Annotated in this window: 7 protein-coding genes; all 7 read right to left on the bottom strand. The window is 73.9% G+C overall.

The features are described 5' to 3' along the window. Positions 1 to 5 precede the first annotated feature (5 nt). A complete protein-coding gene (locus IG86_RS0105565; protein ID WP_030895108.1) occupies positions 6 to 1,412 on the bottom strand; it encodes a condensation domain-containing protein in 1,407 nt (468 codons plus the stop codon). Next, positions 1,412 to 4,768 (bottom strand): non-ribosomal peptide synthetase, encoded by a 3,357-nt coding sequence (locus IG86_RS0105560; protein ID WP_051784981.1) that lies wholly within the window; start codon positions 4,766 to 4,768, stop codon positions 1,412 to 1,414. The genes IG86_RS0105565 and IG86_RS0105560 overlap by 1 nt, the downstream gene beginning before the upstream one ends. Continuing rightward, positions 4,761 to 8,846 (bottom strand): non-ribosomal peptide synthetase, encoded by a 4,086-nt coding sequence (locus tag IG86_RS0105555; protein ID WP_051784980.1) that lies wholly within the window; start codon positions 8,844 to 8,846, stop codon positions 4,761 to 4,763. The genes IG86_RS0105560 and IG86_RS0105555 overlap by 8 nt, the downstream gene beginning before the upstream one ends. Before the next feature lie 180 nt (positions 8,847 to 9,026). Then, positions 9,027 to 10,304 (bottom strand): MFS transporter, encoded by a 1,278-nt coding sequence (locus IG86_RS0105550; RefSeq protein ID WP_030818702.1) that lies wholly within the window; start codon positions 10,302 to 10,304, stop codon positions 9,027 to 9,029. 119 nt (positions 10,305 to 10,423) lie between these two features. Continuing rightward, positions 10,424 to 11,455, bottom strand: a complete 1,032-nt coding sequence (locus IG86_RS0105545; protein WP_030818703.1) for a winged helix DNA-binding domain-containing protein — start codon at positions 11,453 to 11,455, stop codon at positions 10,424 to 10,426. Between the two features lie 12 nt (positions 11,456 to 11,467). Then, the gene (locus IG86_RS0105540) at positions 11,468 to 12,112 is read right to left on the bottom strand and encodes a 4'-phosphopantetheinyl transferase family protein (RefSeq protein WP_051784979.1); all 645 of its coding nucleotides are present in this window, start codon (positions 12,110 to 12,112) and stop codon (positions 11,468 to 11,470) included. Next, complete coding sequence (locus tag IG86_RS0105535) at positions 12,112 to 16,050, bottom strand: non-ribosomal peptide synthetase (RefSeq protein WP_030895099.1); 3,939 nt, start codon at positions 16,048 to 16,050, stop codon at positions 12,112 to 12,114. The genes IG86_RS0105540 and IG86_RS0105535 overlap by 1 nt, the downstream gene beginning before the upstream one ends. Positions 16,051 to 16,062 lie beyond the last annotated feature (12 nt).

The following is a 16,062-nucleotide window of genomic DNA, read 5'->3' as shown; positions in this document are numbered from 1 at the left end:
CCCGCTCAGTGCCGGGTGGTGGTGACCGGGGAGGCGGGGGCGGCGACGGCCCGGTCCAGTACCTCCTCGATCCCGGTGAGCAGGCCCCGCACGTCCTCGGGCGTGGCCGCGTGCCGGTTGTACTCGGCGGTGCCGCCGATCTCGCCGTCCCGCTCCACCAGGCCCACGCAGGCGAGGGCGGCGGCCGGGTCGGGGCTGTAGAGCTCCAGGTGGCGTGCGGGCGGTCCGGGCAGCTGGCCGACCTCGATGCCCGGCAGGTCCAGCGGTACGGCCGGGTAGTTGTGGAGGGCGAACAGGACGTTGTAGGGCGGGGGCGTGCCGTCACCGAACAGCACGTCGACGGGCAGGCGCTGGTGGGCCAGGGCCTCGGCCACGGCGGTGCGGGTGCGGTGCAGGAGCTCGCGGAAGGAGGGCCCGCCCGCGAGGTCGAGCCGGATCGGCACGACGGTGGTGTACTGCCCGACGGCGCCTTCGAGCGGTGCGGCGAACCGGCCGGCGGCCGGGGTGCCGATCACGACGGAGGTACGGCCGTCCCTGCGGGCCAGTACGACGCCGAGCGCGGCGAGCAGGGTCATGAACGGAGTGGCCCCTTCGGCCGCGCCCAGCTCCAGCCCGGCGTCGACGGGGCCGCGGGCCAGCCGTACGGGCAGGTGTCCGCGCTCGAAGCCGCCGGGGGCCCGGGGCGCGGGCGGGTCGGCCGCGAACACCGCCCGGCGGCGGGTGAGTTCGGCGGTGCCGTCCGGTCCGGCGAGCCAGCGGTGCTGCCAGTCGGCGTAGTCGGGGAACTGGAGTTCGGGCGGGGTGAGGTCCTCCGGGCCCTCGCGGTAGCCGGCGGCGAGGTCCGCGAGGAAGACCCCCGAGGACCAGCCGTCGAAGACCGCGAGGTGGGAGGCGAGGATCAGCACGTGCTCGTCGGGCGCGGTCCGCAGCAGCCGGAAGGCGCTGGTGCGGCCGCTCTCCAGGTCCAGGACGGTGGAGGCGCTCTCGGTGAGCTGCAGGGCGGTCCGCTCGGCGGCGGCCTGCGGGGTGAAGCCCGACAGGTCGGCCCGGGTGAGCCGCAGGACCGGTTCCCCGTCCACGTGCAGCCGCGGCTGGTCGGCGGTGGAGCGGACCAGCCGGGTGCGCAGCGCCTCGTGGCGGCGCAGCACCCCGGTGAGGGCCTCCTCCAGCCGTCGTGGGTCGAGGGGGCCGGTCAGCCGCAGCGCGTGGGAGCCGGTGGCGACGGCCGGGTGGGTGCGCTCGCGGCGCCACAGCCGGGTCTGGAGGGCGGTGGGCGGGACCGGCCCCGCGCCGGAGCGCGGGGCCGGGTGTGCGGGTACGGGCCGGCGGGCGGCCAGCATCAGGCGGGCGAGCTCGCGCTTGCCCTCGGGGAGCGCGGCGAGCGCTCCCTCCAGCCCGGCCGGTCCGGCCATCAGGGTCCCTCCGGCTGCTGGAGGGAGCCGAGGAGGGCGGCGGCCTCTTCGTCGCTCATGTTCTCGATCTGCTCGAAGACCGCGAGCAGCCGGTCCTGTTCGCCGGCGGCCTCGGCCTTCGCGGCGCGGACGAGTTCGGCGAGGCCCGAGACGGTCGGGCGGCCGAAGAAGTCGGCGAGGGCGATGTCGATGCCGAAGAGGGCGCGGACCCGGGAGACGACGATGGTGGCCTGGAGGGAGCTGCCGCCCAGGGCGAAGAAGTCGCCTTCGACGTCCGGGTTCTGCCATTCCAGGAGGGGGGTGAGGATGTCGCGGCAGATCTGCTCCTCGACGGCGTCGCGCGGCGGGGTCCCGCCCTGCGCCGAGTGCTCCGTGGGCAGGGGCAGGGCGGCGGTGTCGACCTTGCCGTGGGGGGTCAGCGGCAGCTCGTCCAGGACGACGACCACCGGGACCATGTAGCCGGGGAGCCGGACGGCCGTGTAGGCGCGCAGGCCCTCGGCGTCGGCGACCTCCGAGGCGTAGGAGCCGACCTGCTCGACGGTGACGTAGGCGGCCAGCATGCGCTCGCCGCCCGCGGCGGGCTGGGCCACCACGACGGCCTGCTGCACGGAGGGGTGCCCGGTCAGGACGGCCTCGACCTCGCCGGGCTCGATGCGGTGGCCGCGGACCTTGAGCTGGCGGTCGGTGCGGCCGAGGAAGTCCAGGTTGCCGCCGGGCAGCCAGCGCACCAGGTCGCCGGTGCGGTAGAGGCGGGCGGTCTCGGGGCCGTCGGCGTAGGGGTTGTCCGCGAAGCGTTCGGCGGTCAGGTCGGGGCGGCCCAGGTAGCCGCGGGCCACGCCGGGGCCGGCCACGCACAGTTCGCCGGGGACGCCGGGCGGCACCGGGCGCAGCCGCTCGTCGAGGACGAACGCCTGGTGGCCGGGCATGGGGCGGCCGATCGGCGGGTTGCGGTCGTAGCTGCCGGTGCAGTCCATCAGCGTGACGGCGACGGTCGCCTCGGTGGGCCCGTAGCCGTTGACGAACCTCCGCTCCCCCGCGGTCCATTCGGCGACGAGCCGGCCGGGGAAGGCCTCGCCGCCCACCGAGACCAGGCGCAGGTCGGGCAGGGCCGCCTGGTCGAGGAGCGGCAGGAGGGCGGGCGGGAGTTCGGCGACGGTGACCGCGTCCTCGCGCATCCGTGCCTGGAGCAGGGCCGGGTCGCGGCGTTCGTCGTCGGTGGCGATGACGAGCGAGCCGCCGGCCAGCAGGGTGGTGAAGATCTCGAAGACGGAGACGTCGAAGGTGAGGGGGGCGAACTGCAGCACCCGGTCCTCGGCCTTGATCTCGTAGGCCTTGGCGATGGTGCGGGAGAAGTGCGTGACCGAGCGGTGCTCGATCATGACGCCCTTGGGGGTTCCGCTGCTGCCGGAGGTGTAGAGCACGTAGGCCAGGTCGGCGGGGGTGGAGCTGAGGGCGAGGGAGGGGACCTCCCGGACGGGGGCCGCGGTCCCGGTGTTGACGAGTTCCAGGGGTACGGGCAGTTGTGCGCTCTCGTCGACGAGGGCGTGGCGGACCTTGGCGTCGGCCAGGACCGTACGGGTCCGCTCGGCCGGGGCCGCCGGGTCGACCGGGATGTAGTGGGCGCCCGCCTTGAGGACGCCGAGGACGCCGGCGACGGCGGCCGGGCCGCGGGCCACGCACACGGCGACGGGGTCTCCGTGTCCGACGCCCCGGTCGCGCAGCCGGTGGGCGATGGCCTCGGACCAGCGGTCGAGGGCCGCGTAGTCCAGCCGCGTGGCGCCGTGCCGGACGGCGACGGCGTCGGGGTGGATGGTGGCCCGCTCGCGGAAGGCGCGGTCCAGGGTGGTGGTCCAGGCGGCCTCGTCGACGGGGCCGCCGCGGGACAGCTCGCGGGCGTGCCGGGAGGCGGCCGGCTCCTCGACCAGGCTGATGTCGCCGACCCGCAGGTCGGGGTTGTCGGCGACCTGCTCCAGGACCTGCCGGAAGGCGGCGAGGAGGGCACTGGCCGTGCCGTGCCGGTAGAGGGAGGTGTTGTATTCGAGGGAGAGTTCCAGGCCGTCGTTCTCGCCGACGAGGAAGCTCATGTCGAACTTGGCTGCCCCGTCGTGCAGTTGGTCCATGGCGAACTCGACGTCCGCGGCCTGCGCCCGGTGGGTGCCCCAGCGTCCGAGCGAGGTGAACTCGATCTGGAAGAGCGGGTGGCGCAGCGGGTCGCGGACCGGGCGGACGGCCTCGACGACCTGCTCGAAGGGCAGTTCGCTGCTGGTGAAGGAGTCCATCACGGAGGCCGCGGTGCGGGTGACGAGCTCGCGGAAGGTGAGCCCGTCGGTGACCTCGGTCCGCAGGGTGATCATCTGGACGAAGCAGCCGATGACCTGTTCCAGGTCGGGGTGCGGGCGGGAGGCGCTCGCGGTGCCGACGACGACGTCCTCGGTGCGGGTCCAGTGCCGCAGCAGCGCGTTGAAGGCGGCCAGCAGGGTGGTGAAGACGGTGGTGCTGCCCGCGTCGGCGAGCTCGGTGAGCCGGTCCAGCAGCTTCTGGTCGAGGGTCAGTTTCAGGCCGCGGCCGTCGCCCTTGGTCTCGGGACCGCGCGGGTGGTCGGGCATGACCTCGGTGGCGACGGCGCCGGCGAGGATCTGGCGCCATTTGGCGGAGAGCGCCCGGCCGTGCTCGTCGTTCTCCAGCTTGGCCCGCTGCCAGGCCGCGAAGTCCGCGTACTCGACGGCGAGTCTGGGGGCTTCGGGGCGCTTGCCCGCGGCGGCCGCGGCGTAGCTGGTGGTCAGCTCCTCGGTGAAGATGCGGGTCGAGCCCGGATCCCAGGCGATGTGGTGGACGACCCAGAGCAGGACGTGCCGGTCCGCGGCGAGGCGCACCAGGTGGGCACGGACGGGCGGGGCGGCGGCCAGGTCGAAGGGGGCTGCTGCGCAGCCGGCCGTCAGCTCGGCGAGTTCGCGGTCGGCGTCCTCGCTGCCCGACAGGTCGGTGCTCTGGATGCCGAGGACGAAGGAGGGGACCGGTTCCTGCCAGGGGACTCCGTCGATCTCGACGAGTTTGCTGTGGAGCACCTGGTGGCGGGCGACGACGGCGTTGAGCGCCTCGTGCAGGGCGGCCCGGTCGAGCGGACCGCCGAGGGTTATGGAGAGGGCTATGTTGTTGCGGGCCTTGCCGGCGCCGAGCTTGTCGACGAACCACATCTGCTCCTGCTGGAAGGAGGAGCGGGAGCGCGGTCCGTGGTCGGCGCGCTTGAGTTCGACGCGGCGGCCCACGCCGGCCGTCATCTGGTTGCGCATCCTGCCCAGCAGCCGGGAGCGCTGTCCCTGGGGCAGGCGGCCGAGCCGTTCGGCGAGATCAGACATGGTTTCCTCCGTTGCGGTGCAGGTCGGCGAGCAGGGCGGCGAGCCGGTCGGGGAGGTGCTTGGCGAAGTAGTGGCGGCCACCGGGGATCACGGCGAGCCTCACGTCGGCCGCGTAGCGGCTCCAGGCGCGGTAGCCGTCCTCGTAGCCGTCGGTGGCGTCGTCGGCGTCGCCGATGATGCAGGTGAGCGGGGTGGCCAGGGGCCGGTCGTAGCCGGCCGGGGTGCGGGCGAAGAAGCGGGCGGCCTCGGTCATGTCGTGCCGCACCATCCGCAGGACGGCGGTGAGGTCGCGGTCGTCGAGGACGCCGTCGAAGCCGTCCATGGTGGTCAGGTAGGCGACGAGGTCGTCGTCGCCGGAGACGCGTTCCATCTCCAGGGCGTACTCCGGGTCCTCCTCGGGGAGGGCCGCGGCGAGGTCCAGGGCGACCGGGCGCTGTCCGAGCCGTTCGAGGACGTGGGTGGTCTCCAGCGCGGTGACGACTCCGGCGCAGTGGCCGTAGACCGCGTACGGGCCCCGTACGGTTCGGGCGATCTCCCGGGCGGCGAGTTCCGCGAAGTCGGGGACCGGCAGCATCGGGCCGGGGCGCAGCGGGTCGTGTCCGGGCGGGGAGACGGCCAGCAGCTCGATGTGCGGCGGGAGCTGGGCCGCGAGCGGCTGGTAGGCGATGGCGTCGCCGCCGCCGTGGGGGAAGCAGACCAGGGTCAGGGAGGTGGTACCGGGCGGGCGTTCGGGGGTGAGCCGGTGCAGCAGGCGGTGCGCCCCCGTGCCGGCGGCGCCGAGTTCGGCGGTGCGGGCCGCGAGGCCGGCCGGAGTCGGGTTGCTGAAGAGGTCGACCACGCGCAGGGCGGCGGCCCCGCCGTCGGGCAGGGCGGCGGCGACGGCCCGTACGGCGCGCACGGCGGCGAAGGAGTCCCCGCCCAGGGCGAAGAAGTCGTCGTCGGGCGCCACCTCGGCCACGCCGAGCACCTCGGCCCAGACGGCGGCGATCCGCAGGGCGACGGGGTCGCCGTCCGCCGGTGCGGCCGCGGGCCGGTCCGCGACGGGGACGGCGGGGCGCGGGTCGGGCAGGGCGCCGCGGTCCACCTTGCCGTTGGGGCTGAGCGGCAGCCGCTCCAGCAGCACCAGTTCGGCGGGGACGCAGTGCGGGGGCAGGACCGCGCCGAGTGCGGTGCGCAGGGCGGCGGTGTCGAGGTCGGCGCCGTCCTCGGGGACGACGTAGCCGACGAGGCGGTCCGATCCGGCGGCGGTACGGCGGGCGGCGACGACGGCTTCACGGACGCCGGGGCGGTCGCGCAGCGCGCTCTCCACCTCGCCGGGCTCGATGCGGAGCCCGTTGAGCTTGATCCGGAAGTCGGTGCGGCCGAGGAGTTCGATGGTGCCGTCCGTGCCGTAGCGGGCCAGGTCGCCGGTGCGGTAGAGGCGTTCGGTGCGGCCGGGTTCCAGCTCGACGTGGACGAACTTCTCCTCGGTGAGCTCGGGCCGGTTCAGGTAGCCGCGGGCCAGTCCGACTCCGCCGAGGTGGAGTTCGCCGGGCACGCCGACGGGGACCAGGCGGTCGTGCGGGTCGAGTACGTAGGTGCGCTGGTTGGCCATGGGGCGGCCGTACGGGAGCTTCGTCCACTGCGGATCGACGCGGCCCACCCGGTACTCCACCGAATGGATGGACGCCTCGGTCGCCCCGCCGAGTGCCACGAAGGACAGCTCGGGCGCGAAGGCGCGGATCCGGTCGGGCTGGGTGACGGGGATCCAGTCACCGCCGAGGAACGCGGTGCGCAGCTTCGGCAGTCGGGGGCCGCCGGCGTGTTCGAGCTGGTCGACGAGGAGGCCGAGGAGGGCGGGGGCGGAGTTCCAGACGGTGACCGCGTGCCGGTCGACGAGGTCGGCCCAGTGGGCCGGGTCCTTGGCGGCGGCCGGGTCGGGCAGGACGAGCGTGCCGCCCGCCGCCAGGATGCCGAGGGTTTCGTAGACGCTCATGTCGAAGCTGGGCGAGGACAGCGCGAGCACCGAGTCGCCGGGGCCGATGCCGTACGAGCGGTTGAGGTCGAGGAGGTTGTTGACCACGCCGCGGTGCTCCAGGGCGATCCCCTTGGGGGTGCCGGTGGAGCCCGAGGTGAAGATGACGTAGGCGAGGTCCCGGGCGGTGACGGGGACGTCGGGCCGGGTCGCGGGGAGTTCGGCGAGGGCGGCCCGGTCGGCGTCCAGGAGCACCCGTGCGGTGCCGTCGGGGACGGTCAGCCGGCCGATGAGCTCCGCGTCGGAGACGACGATGGGCGGCGCGGCGTCCTCCAGCAGCAGGGCGAGGCGCTCTGCGGGGTAGTCCGGGTCGAGGGGTACGTAGGCCCCGCCGGACTTCAGGACGGCGAGGATCGCGGTGACCAGGCCGGGGCCGCGGCGCAGGCACAGGGCCACGGTCCGGCCGGGGCCCGCCCCGGCCCCGGCGAGCCGGTGCGCGAGACGGTTGGCGCGCTCCTCCAGCTCCCGGTAGGTGACGCTCCAGCCGCCGAGTCCGCCGAGGACCACGGCGGGCGCGTCGGGCCGGCGGTCGGCGTGCTGCTCGAAGAGGTGGTGCAGGCAGGCGTCCTGGGGGAAGGGGGCGCGGGTGGCGTTCCAGTCGTCCAGGGCGGCGTGCCGTTCGGCGTCGGTGAGCAGCGGCAGGGCGGACAGCGGGGCGTCGGGGCGGTCGACGGCGCCTTCGAGGGTGGTGAGGAAGTGGCCGAGCAGCCGGTCCACGGTCGAGGCGTCGAACAGGGCGGTGGGGTACTCCACGAGGGCGCGGACCGCGGTACCGGTGTCGTGGACGCTGATCATGAGGTCGTACTTGGTGGCGTGCGAGGAGAAGTCGATGGGCTCGGTGGCGAGGCCCGCGAGGCCGGGGGCGGTGTCCGGGGTCTCGTCGAGGAGGAACATCACGGAGGTCAGTGGCGGCCGGCTCGGGTCGCGGGGCAGCCCGAGGGTGTCGACGATGAGGTCGAAGGGCAGTTCCTGGTGCGCGTACGCCTGCAGGGTGGTGTGGCGGGTGGCGCGGACCAGCTCGGCGAAACCGGGGTCGCCGCCGGTTCTGATGCGCAGCGGCAGGGTGTTGACGAAGAAGCCGATGAGTTCGCTGAAGGCCGGGTGGTCGCGGCCGGAGACGGAGGTGCCGACGACGATGTCCTCCTGGCCGGTCCAGCGGCGCAGGGTGGCGGCGAAGCCGGCCAGCATCGTCATGTAGAGGGTGGCGCCCTCGGACTTGCCGAACTCCCTGAGCCGGGCGATGAGACGGGGCGGGAGGTCGATGTAGCGGGAGGCTCCCTCGTGCCCGAAGACGGGGGGCCGGGGCCGGTCGGTGGGCAGGTCCACGGGTGCGGCGCCGCCCAGTTCCTCCCGCCAGAAGGAGGTCAGGCCCTCCAGCCGGTCCCCGCTGACGCGGCGCCGCTGCCAGGTGGCGAAGTCGGCGTACTGGAGGGCGAGCGGGGCGTTCGCCTCGGCGGGGGCGCCGGTGCGGGCGGCGTAGGCGCGCTCCAGTTCGGTGTAGAGGATCCGCATCGACCAGCCGTCGGTGACGATGTGGTGGAGGTTGAGGACGAGGACGTGGTCCTCGGCTCCGAGGCGGCCGAGCCGGGCCCGCAGCGGGACGGCGCCGGCCAGGTCGAAGGGGGCGCCCGCGTCCGCGTCGTAGAACGGCCGGACGGCCTCCTCGCCGGGCAGTTCGGTCAGCGGCAGGGGCAGCCGGAAGCCGTCCACCACACGGGGCAGGGCCTCGGAGGCGCCCTCCCGGTAGGTGTAGACGGTGCGCAGCACCTCGTGGCGGTCCACGATGTCCTGGAGCGCCGCGTGCAGGGCGGGGACGTCGAGCGGGCCGCGGATGCGGGTGGCCACCGGCACGTTGTAGGCGGGGCTGCCGGGCTGGAGCTGGTCGATGAACCAGAGCCGGCGCTGCGCGAAGGAGAGCACCGGCGGGTCCGCGGGGTCACGGGGTGCCGGCTCGGGGTCCTCCCGTACGGCGGCGCGCCCGCCGGTGCGGCCCGTCAGGGCCTGGAACAGTGCCCTGCGGGACTTCGGCAGTGCGGCTATGCGTTCGGCGAGGGACTCGCTCACCTTGAGCCTCCGTGCGTCTTCGGGAGAGGGAGTACGGCAGGGCGCGCCGCGGGAGCGCGACGCGGGCGTGCGGGTGCGGGGTGCGCGTGTGCGGGGTGCGGGCGTGCGCGTGCATGGGTGGGTGCGGGTGTCGGGAGCGGGTGCCGCTCGGCGGCCACCCGCTCCCGTGGGGCAGGACCGTCAGGCGGTGATCCTGGTCTCGTCCGCGGCCGGAGATCCCTCCTCGGCGGCGTCGTCTCCGCCGGGCATCTCCTTGATCTTGGCGACGGGCCCGCTGAGCAGGGTCAGGCCGCCGATGATGGTGACGGTTCCGGCCACCGCGAGGCCGCCGGTGAGACCGATCGCCTCGCCGAGGGCGCCGCCGGCGAAGTAGCCGAGGGACAGGGCGCCGTACACCGCGGAGAGCGCGGTGCCGCTGACACGGCCCATCTGCTCGTTCGGGGTGACACCCTGCACGAGGCTGAGGACGTGGATGTCGAACATCGGGGAGACGAAACCGATGATGGCCTGGACCACGATCAGTCCGACGAAGCCGCCGATCGCGCCGCCCGTCGGGACCAGGATGTAGCCGGCGCCGAGCACGACCGCGGTGATGACCAGGAGGCGGCCCACCGAGAGGCTCTTGGAGACGACCTCGGAGAGCACCGCGCCGACGATGACGAAGACCGACATGACGGCGAAGGCCGCGCCGACCTGGCCGGGGCTGAGGTCCAGGACCTTGTAGGCGTAGACGATCAGGATGGCGTCGCCCATCGCCGCGCCGAGGTTGACCACGACGTTGGCGGTGAACAGGCCGCGCAGGACCGGGTTGCCGAAGAGCGTCCGCATGCCCTCCTTCATCTCCGCCTTCGCGGAGGCCTTCCGCTCCTCGGTCCGCTCGCGCACGTCCCGGTGGCGGATGACCAGCAGGGCGATGAGCGAGATGAGGAAGGTGAACGCGTCGGCGGTGATGGCGCGCGCGGCGCCGAGCAGCTGGATGAGCGCGCCGCCGGCGCCCGCGCCGACCGCCTCGGCGACGCTGCGGCTGATCTGGAGTTTGGTGTTGCCCTCGATGAGGTTCTCGGTGCCGATGAGCTGGGGCAGCCAGGACTGGTACGAGACCTCGAAGAAGGTCGTGAGGCAGCCGGTGACGCCGGCCACGATGAAGAGGTGGGTCATGCTGACGGAGTCGAGCGCGAATGCCAGCGGAATCGTCGCCAGGGCCAGGAAGCGGCCCAGGTCGGCGACGATCATGACGGTGCGCCTCGAAACCCGGTCGGCCACCAGCCCGGCGATCGGGGCGAGCAGCAGGAAGGGGAGGAAGCGCAGCGCGCCGAGCACGCCGACCTCCAAGGCTCCGCCGTCCAGCACCACGACCGCGAGGGTCGGTAGTGCCAGAAGGGAGATCTTGTCGCCGAAGTTGCTGACGGTCTGCCCGAACCACAGGCGATTGAAATCGGAATGCCGACCGAGTGCCATGTCGACGCCCTTTTCTGATTGGGTACGGAATTGTCGGACGGCACTGACGCTATGGACCCCGGGTTGCACCCCGGTTATGAATTCCGGGACTGTAGAACGCTTGTAGACATGCGATGAGGTCAGCTGGAGAAGCGTGCGATGTCGGCGCTCTCGCGGGCGATTCCGGCGGCCACGGCGGGGCTCGGCGGCTCGGTTCCGGGAAAGGGTTCGACCGTGACCGGAGTCCCGCGGCGGCCGCCCGACCAGGTGCCGACGGCCAGGCCGTCGACGACCACGGTGGCCCGGATCTGCCCGCCGCCGGGCCACACCCGGCGTTCGTGCTCGGCGGGTACCGACAGGTCCCGGCTGCGGTAGCCGACGAGGTAGTTGTCGTAGGCCGGCAGCAGCCGTACGTCGGGTTCGCCGGGGGTGGGCGGGGCTTCGGGGCCGGTGTCGCGCACGGCGGCCCAGGCGTTCCGGCCCGTCGTGGTCTTCAGTCCCGCCCAGTGGACGAAGTCCAGGGCGTCGGAGGGTCCGTGGGCCGTGCGGTAGCGGCGTGCCAGCTCCCGTACGGCCGCCTCCCCCGTGTACGGCAGGGGTCCGGTGGCGGGCAGCCAGTCGTCGAGGAGGACGAAGGTGGCGTCGCCGCCCCGCTGCGGTCCGTGGCAGATCACGCCCGCCAGGGCCGCACGGCGGATGAGGTGGAAGGCGGACTGCCCCTTCGGCTCGACCCCGAGGGTGGTGAGCCGGTCGGTGAGCTGGGCGCGGGTCAGCGGGCCCTCGGCGGCGATCGCGTCGGCGATGAGCCGCTCCGAGCGCGTGCAGAGCGCCTCGTCCAGGCCGAGTTCGCGCAGGCGCCGGGCGGCGAGCGCGAGGTGGACCGGGCCGAAGAGGGCCAGCAGCCAGCGGGCGTCGGCGGCGGGCACCAGCTGGAGGGTCCCGCGCATGAACCAGCCCCGGACGGCGGTGCGTTCGGTGTCGGTGGCCCGGCGCACGGCTTCCCGCGTCAGTCCGCGGGCCCGTACCCGCAGCCCGAGCTCCGCCGCGGTCAGGTCCTGGGCCTGGACGGCCAGCACCCGGCCCAGGACCGCGGCGACGGAGTCCTCCCGGACCTCGCCCCCGATCGCCTGTGCGCGCGCCCTGAGCAGCCGTTCGGTCGTACGTCGTTCCACGTGTCCAGTCTTTCAGCCGAGCAGCCGCAGCCGCATCTCCTCGCGGGCCGCCACACATCCGACGGCCTCCGCGCCGCCCCAGTCCAGCAGCCGCCAGCCGTGCCAGCGCGGCGGCTCCTGCCCGTACACGGGAACGTCGAGGCGGGCCGGCTCGTCGAGCGTGCCCGCCCCGACCTTGACCAGGGACTCCTTTCGTACCCACTGGCGCAGGAAGGCGCGCCGCGGGTGGGTGTCCGCCCGCAGGGCGGCCAGTTCCTTCTCCGTGCAGACGGCCGAGGCCGTCCGCCAGTCCACGTCCCCGTCGCCGACGGCCTCCACGTCCACGCCGACCGGGCCGTCGGCCGCGGCGGCCGCGACCCATCCCCGGGTGTGCGCGAGGCTGACGCCGGTTCCGGGCGCCTCGGCCAGCCGCGGCCTGCCGTGCGGCCGGTCGCACGAACCGCAGCTCTGAACGACGCTGAGGCCCTGCGCCGGGCGGCCCAGGAGCCGCCCGGCGCAGAGCCGGACCAGTGCGTGCGCGGCCAGGAAGTCGTCCCGGTCGCCGGCCGACCGGAGGGCGCCGGCGCGGTCCAGTTCGGTACGGGTCAGCAGCTCCCGTACGTCACCGGCCGCCGCCAGCACCGCTCCGGTCGGCCCGGCCAGTGCGAGACCGGCCATCAGCGCCTGCGGCGCAGCACCGCGTAGTAGCCGGGCAGCCGCAGGGCGTCGGAGTCCGACTGGGGGTCGATGGCGTGCAGTTCAATCGCCTCGTCCTCGACGATCTCCCAGCCGTCCGCGCCGAACGCCTCGGCCAGTTCGGGCCGGGTGAAGCGGTGCGAGTGCCGGACGCCGGCCGCCTCCAGCGGGCCGACCAGGTCCTCGGCGCGGCCGCGCTTGCCGCCCACGAAGCCCAGGTAGCCGAAGGAGTTGCTGGAGTAGTCGGGCTCGTGCACGATCAGCGTTCCCTCGTCGCCCAGCAGGCGGTCGGCGACCGCGGCGAGCCGGGCCCGGGCCTCGGTGTCCAGGACGTGGAAGACACCGCGGACGAAGATGTTGTAGGGCCCCTCCCCCAGGACCGCGGCCTGTTCGGCGTCGGTCATGTCGATCGCCAGGTAGTCGACGTTCGCCACGCCCTCGGCCTCGCGCCTGGCGTGGTCGATGGCGCTGACGGAGACGTCGACGCCGACGACCGACGGGTAGTGCGGGGCGAGTTCCCGGCTGTAGCGGCCGTTGCCGCAGCCGAGGTCGATGAGCGGCAGGTCGGGGCGGAAGTGGCGCTGCGCCTGGTCGAGGAGCCACTGGAACTCCTCGCCGCTGTCGGCGTCCCAGATGACGTCGCCGCCGCGGCCGGTGCGCTGGATTCCGGCCCAGTAGCGCTCCCAGGCGTCGCCGGTGTCGCGCTCCTGCGCCGTTCCGGCGTCCACGTTCTCCTCGCCGGGCGGCGGGGAGTACCGCTCCCAGACCTCGTCCTCGCCGAGGGCCTCCAGCAGGGCGGTGAACTCCTCGAACATGGAGTCGATGAGCCCGTCGGGGTAGACGGCGGGCAGGAAGTCCCAGTTGAAGGTGAGCCCTTCGGGCTTCTCGAAGACCTGGAAGTCCAGGGAGACCTGGGGGGTCTGGGAGATACCGTAGACCGGGGCGCCCAGTTCGGTCTCCTCGTACTGCGGCGGGTGGCCGGCCAGGCTGGTCATGACCACGGGCATGGCCGGGGCCAGGGAGCCGCGCAGCTTGGTGAGCTCGCGCAGGACCTGCACCCCGCTGAAGTAGCGGTGTTCCAGGTCGGCCCAGAGGCGGCGCTGGACGCCCTGCGCGCGCCCGGCGAAGGTGGAGTCCTGCTGTTCGACGGCGAGCAGCAGCGTGGTGGTGGTGTCGGCGAGCAGCGCGTTGACCTGCGGGTGCAGCGGGAGCCGGTTGAAGAGCGGGAAGTTGATGGTGAACCGGGCCTGGCCGGAGGCCTTCCCGAGGATCTCGGCGTAGGCGGCGGCCAGCACTCCGGAGGGGGTCACCTCGCGGGCGTGCGCCCGCTCCTGGATCCGGGTCCACAGCTCCGGGGAGACGACGTGGCTGCGCCGCTCGAAGCGGACCGGCAGCTCGGGGGCGTCGGCCGGGCGCGCGGGCAGTTCGGGGGCGGGCGGGAGGGTGGCGAGGCGGTCTCGCCAGTACCACTCGGAGCGCCGGTAGATCTCGCTGTCGCGCAGCGAGTTGCCGACGGCGAGCACGTAGTCGCGGAAGGTCAGCTCCAGCGGGGCGAGTTCGGCGTCCGGTTCGACGTAGTAGGTGACGAGGTCGGGGATGAGGACCTGGAAGTAGCTCCAGGCGTCGGCGACGAGGAAGTCCAGCGAGAGGTGGATCCGGGCCCGGCCGCCGCCGAGCAGGCTGATCCGCACGTCGAACAGCGGCCAGGCGTCGGCGTCGAGGACCTGGTGGGACAGCCGCTCGCGCAGGGCGGCCAGTTCGGCCGTGCGGGTCTCCTCGTCGAGGCCGCCGAAGTCGGTGACGGGGATCTCGTACGCGGGGATCTCCTCGAAGACCTGCTGGGTGCCGTCGGGCAGGACCCGGGTGCGCAGCGCGTCGTGGCGTTCGACGAGCCGGCGCCAGGCTTCCTCGAAGCGGGGTACGTCGAGCTTCTCGCTCTCCCACTCGAAGTAGCCGTGGCAGCCGACGTTGCCGAGTTCGACGAGCCCGCCGCGGCCGATCCACAGCGCCTGCTGGCTCTCGGTCAGCGGGAACGGCTCGAAGCGGGCGGCCGGGTCGGGGACGATCGCCGGGAGGCCGCCGAAGGAGCCGCGGCCGCCGGCGCGTTCGGTGGTGACCAGCGTGGCCAGCTCGGCGACGGTGGGGCAGGTGGAGAGGTCGGAGAGGCTCAGCTCGACGCCGTAGCGGCGGCGGATCTCGTCGATGAGCTGGAAGGCCAGCAGCGAATGTCCGCCCAGCTCGAAGAAGTTGTCGTGGATGCCGACGCCGTCGGTGCGGAACGCCTCGGCCCACAGGCGGCTCAGGCCGTCCTCGACCTCGTTGCGCGGCGCCTCGTAGCCGGCGCCGACGCCGTCGCGGCCCTCGGGGGGTTCGGGCAGGCTGCGCCGGTCGACCTTGCCGTTGGGCAGCCGCGGGAGGGAGGGCAGCACGACGACGGAGGCGGGGACCATGTAGTAGGGCAGGGTACGGGCGACTTCCGCGCGCACGGTGGCCGAGTCGGGTTCGCTCTCGCCGGCCGGGGAGACGTAGGCGATGAGCCGCTTGTCGCCCGGGCCGCGTTCCTGGGTGACGACGACGGCCTCGGCGATGCCGTCGAGGCGTGCGAGGTGCGTCTCGACCTCGCCGAGTTCGACGCGGAAGCCGCGGATCTTGACCTGGGAGTCGGAGCGGCCGAGGAGTTCGACGGCGCCGTCCTCGCGGCGGCGGGCGAGGTCGCCGGTGTCGTAGAGCACCGGGTGCGGGTCGCCCTCGACGAAGTTGGGGTGGAACTTGGCGGCGGTGAGTTCGGGGCGGCCGTGGTAGCCGGCGGCGACCCCGGCCCCGGAGACGTGCAGCCGGCCGACCTCGCCCTCGGGGACCGGGCGGCCGTCCTCGTCCAGGAGGTGGACGCGGAGGTTGGCGATGGGCACGCCGACGGGCACCTGGCGGGTGGCGCGGACCTCCTCGGAGGTGGCCTGGCTGGTGAAGTCGGTGCCGGCGCCGAGGTCGAGGCAGGACAGGACGTTGGTGGTCTCGGTGGTGCCGTAGGTCATCACCACGCGGAAGGGGGTGTCGACGGGCGGCCAGCTGTGGACGCGCTCGGCCGTGGTCACCAGGATCCGCAGTGCCGTGTCCGCGGGCCAGTCCAGGCCCCACGCGGGCTCGGCCAGCGCGGCCACCAGCATGGTGTGGGTGATGCCCTCGCGGACCAGCCAGTCGCGGATCTGCTCGGGGGTCTGTGCCTGGCCCGCCTCGGGGATGTGGATCGCGGCGCCGGCCGGCAGGTAGGCGAGCCACTCCATGATCTGGACGGCGAAGCCGGGGGTGGACATCCAGGAGGCGCGGTCGCCTGGGCGGACCCCGTAGGCGCGGGCGGTCCAGTGGACGAGGTTGGTGAGCGCGCCGTGCCGTTCCAGCACGGCCTTGGGGGTGCCGGTGGAGCCGGAGGTGTAGATGAGGTGGCTGACGGTGTCGGGGCCGGTGACGGACGCGGGCGCGGTGTCCGGCATGCCCTGCCCGGCGGTGGCGACCTCGGCCCGCGGGACGTCCTCCGGTATCCGGCGGGCGAGTTCGGCCGGGGTGAGCACGAGCAGCGGCGCCGCGTCGGCGATCATCGCGGCGAGCCGGTCGTCGGGGTTGACCGGGTCGAGGGCGACGATCGCGGCGCCGGTCTTGAGGATGGCCAGGGAGCCGAGGACGTATTCGGCGCTGCGCGGGTAGCAGAGCCCGACCCTGGTCCCGGGACCGGCGCCGCGGGCGATCAGGGCGTGCGCCAGGCGGTTGGTGGCGGCCTGGAGTTCGGCGTAGGTCCAGGAGCGGTCGCCGTGCGCGAGGGCGGTGGCCGTGGGGGTGCGGGCGGCCTGTCCGGCGAGGAGTTCCGGGTATCCGGTCGCGGGGAACGCGGCGTCCGAACGGTTGAAGTCGACGAGTGCGGTGGTCACAGTACGGGCCCT

Source organism: Streptomyces virginiae (assembly GCF_000720455.1).
GTDB lineage: Bacteria > Actinomycetota > Actinomycetes > Streptomycetales > Streptomycetaceae > Streptomyces > Streptomyces virginiae.
This window is presented reverse-complemented; position numbering and strand designations above follow the sequence as displayed.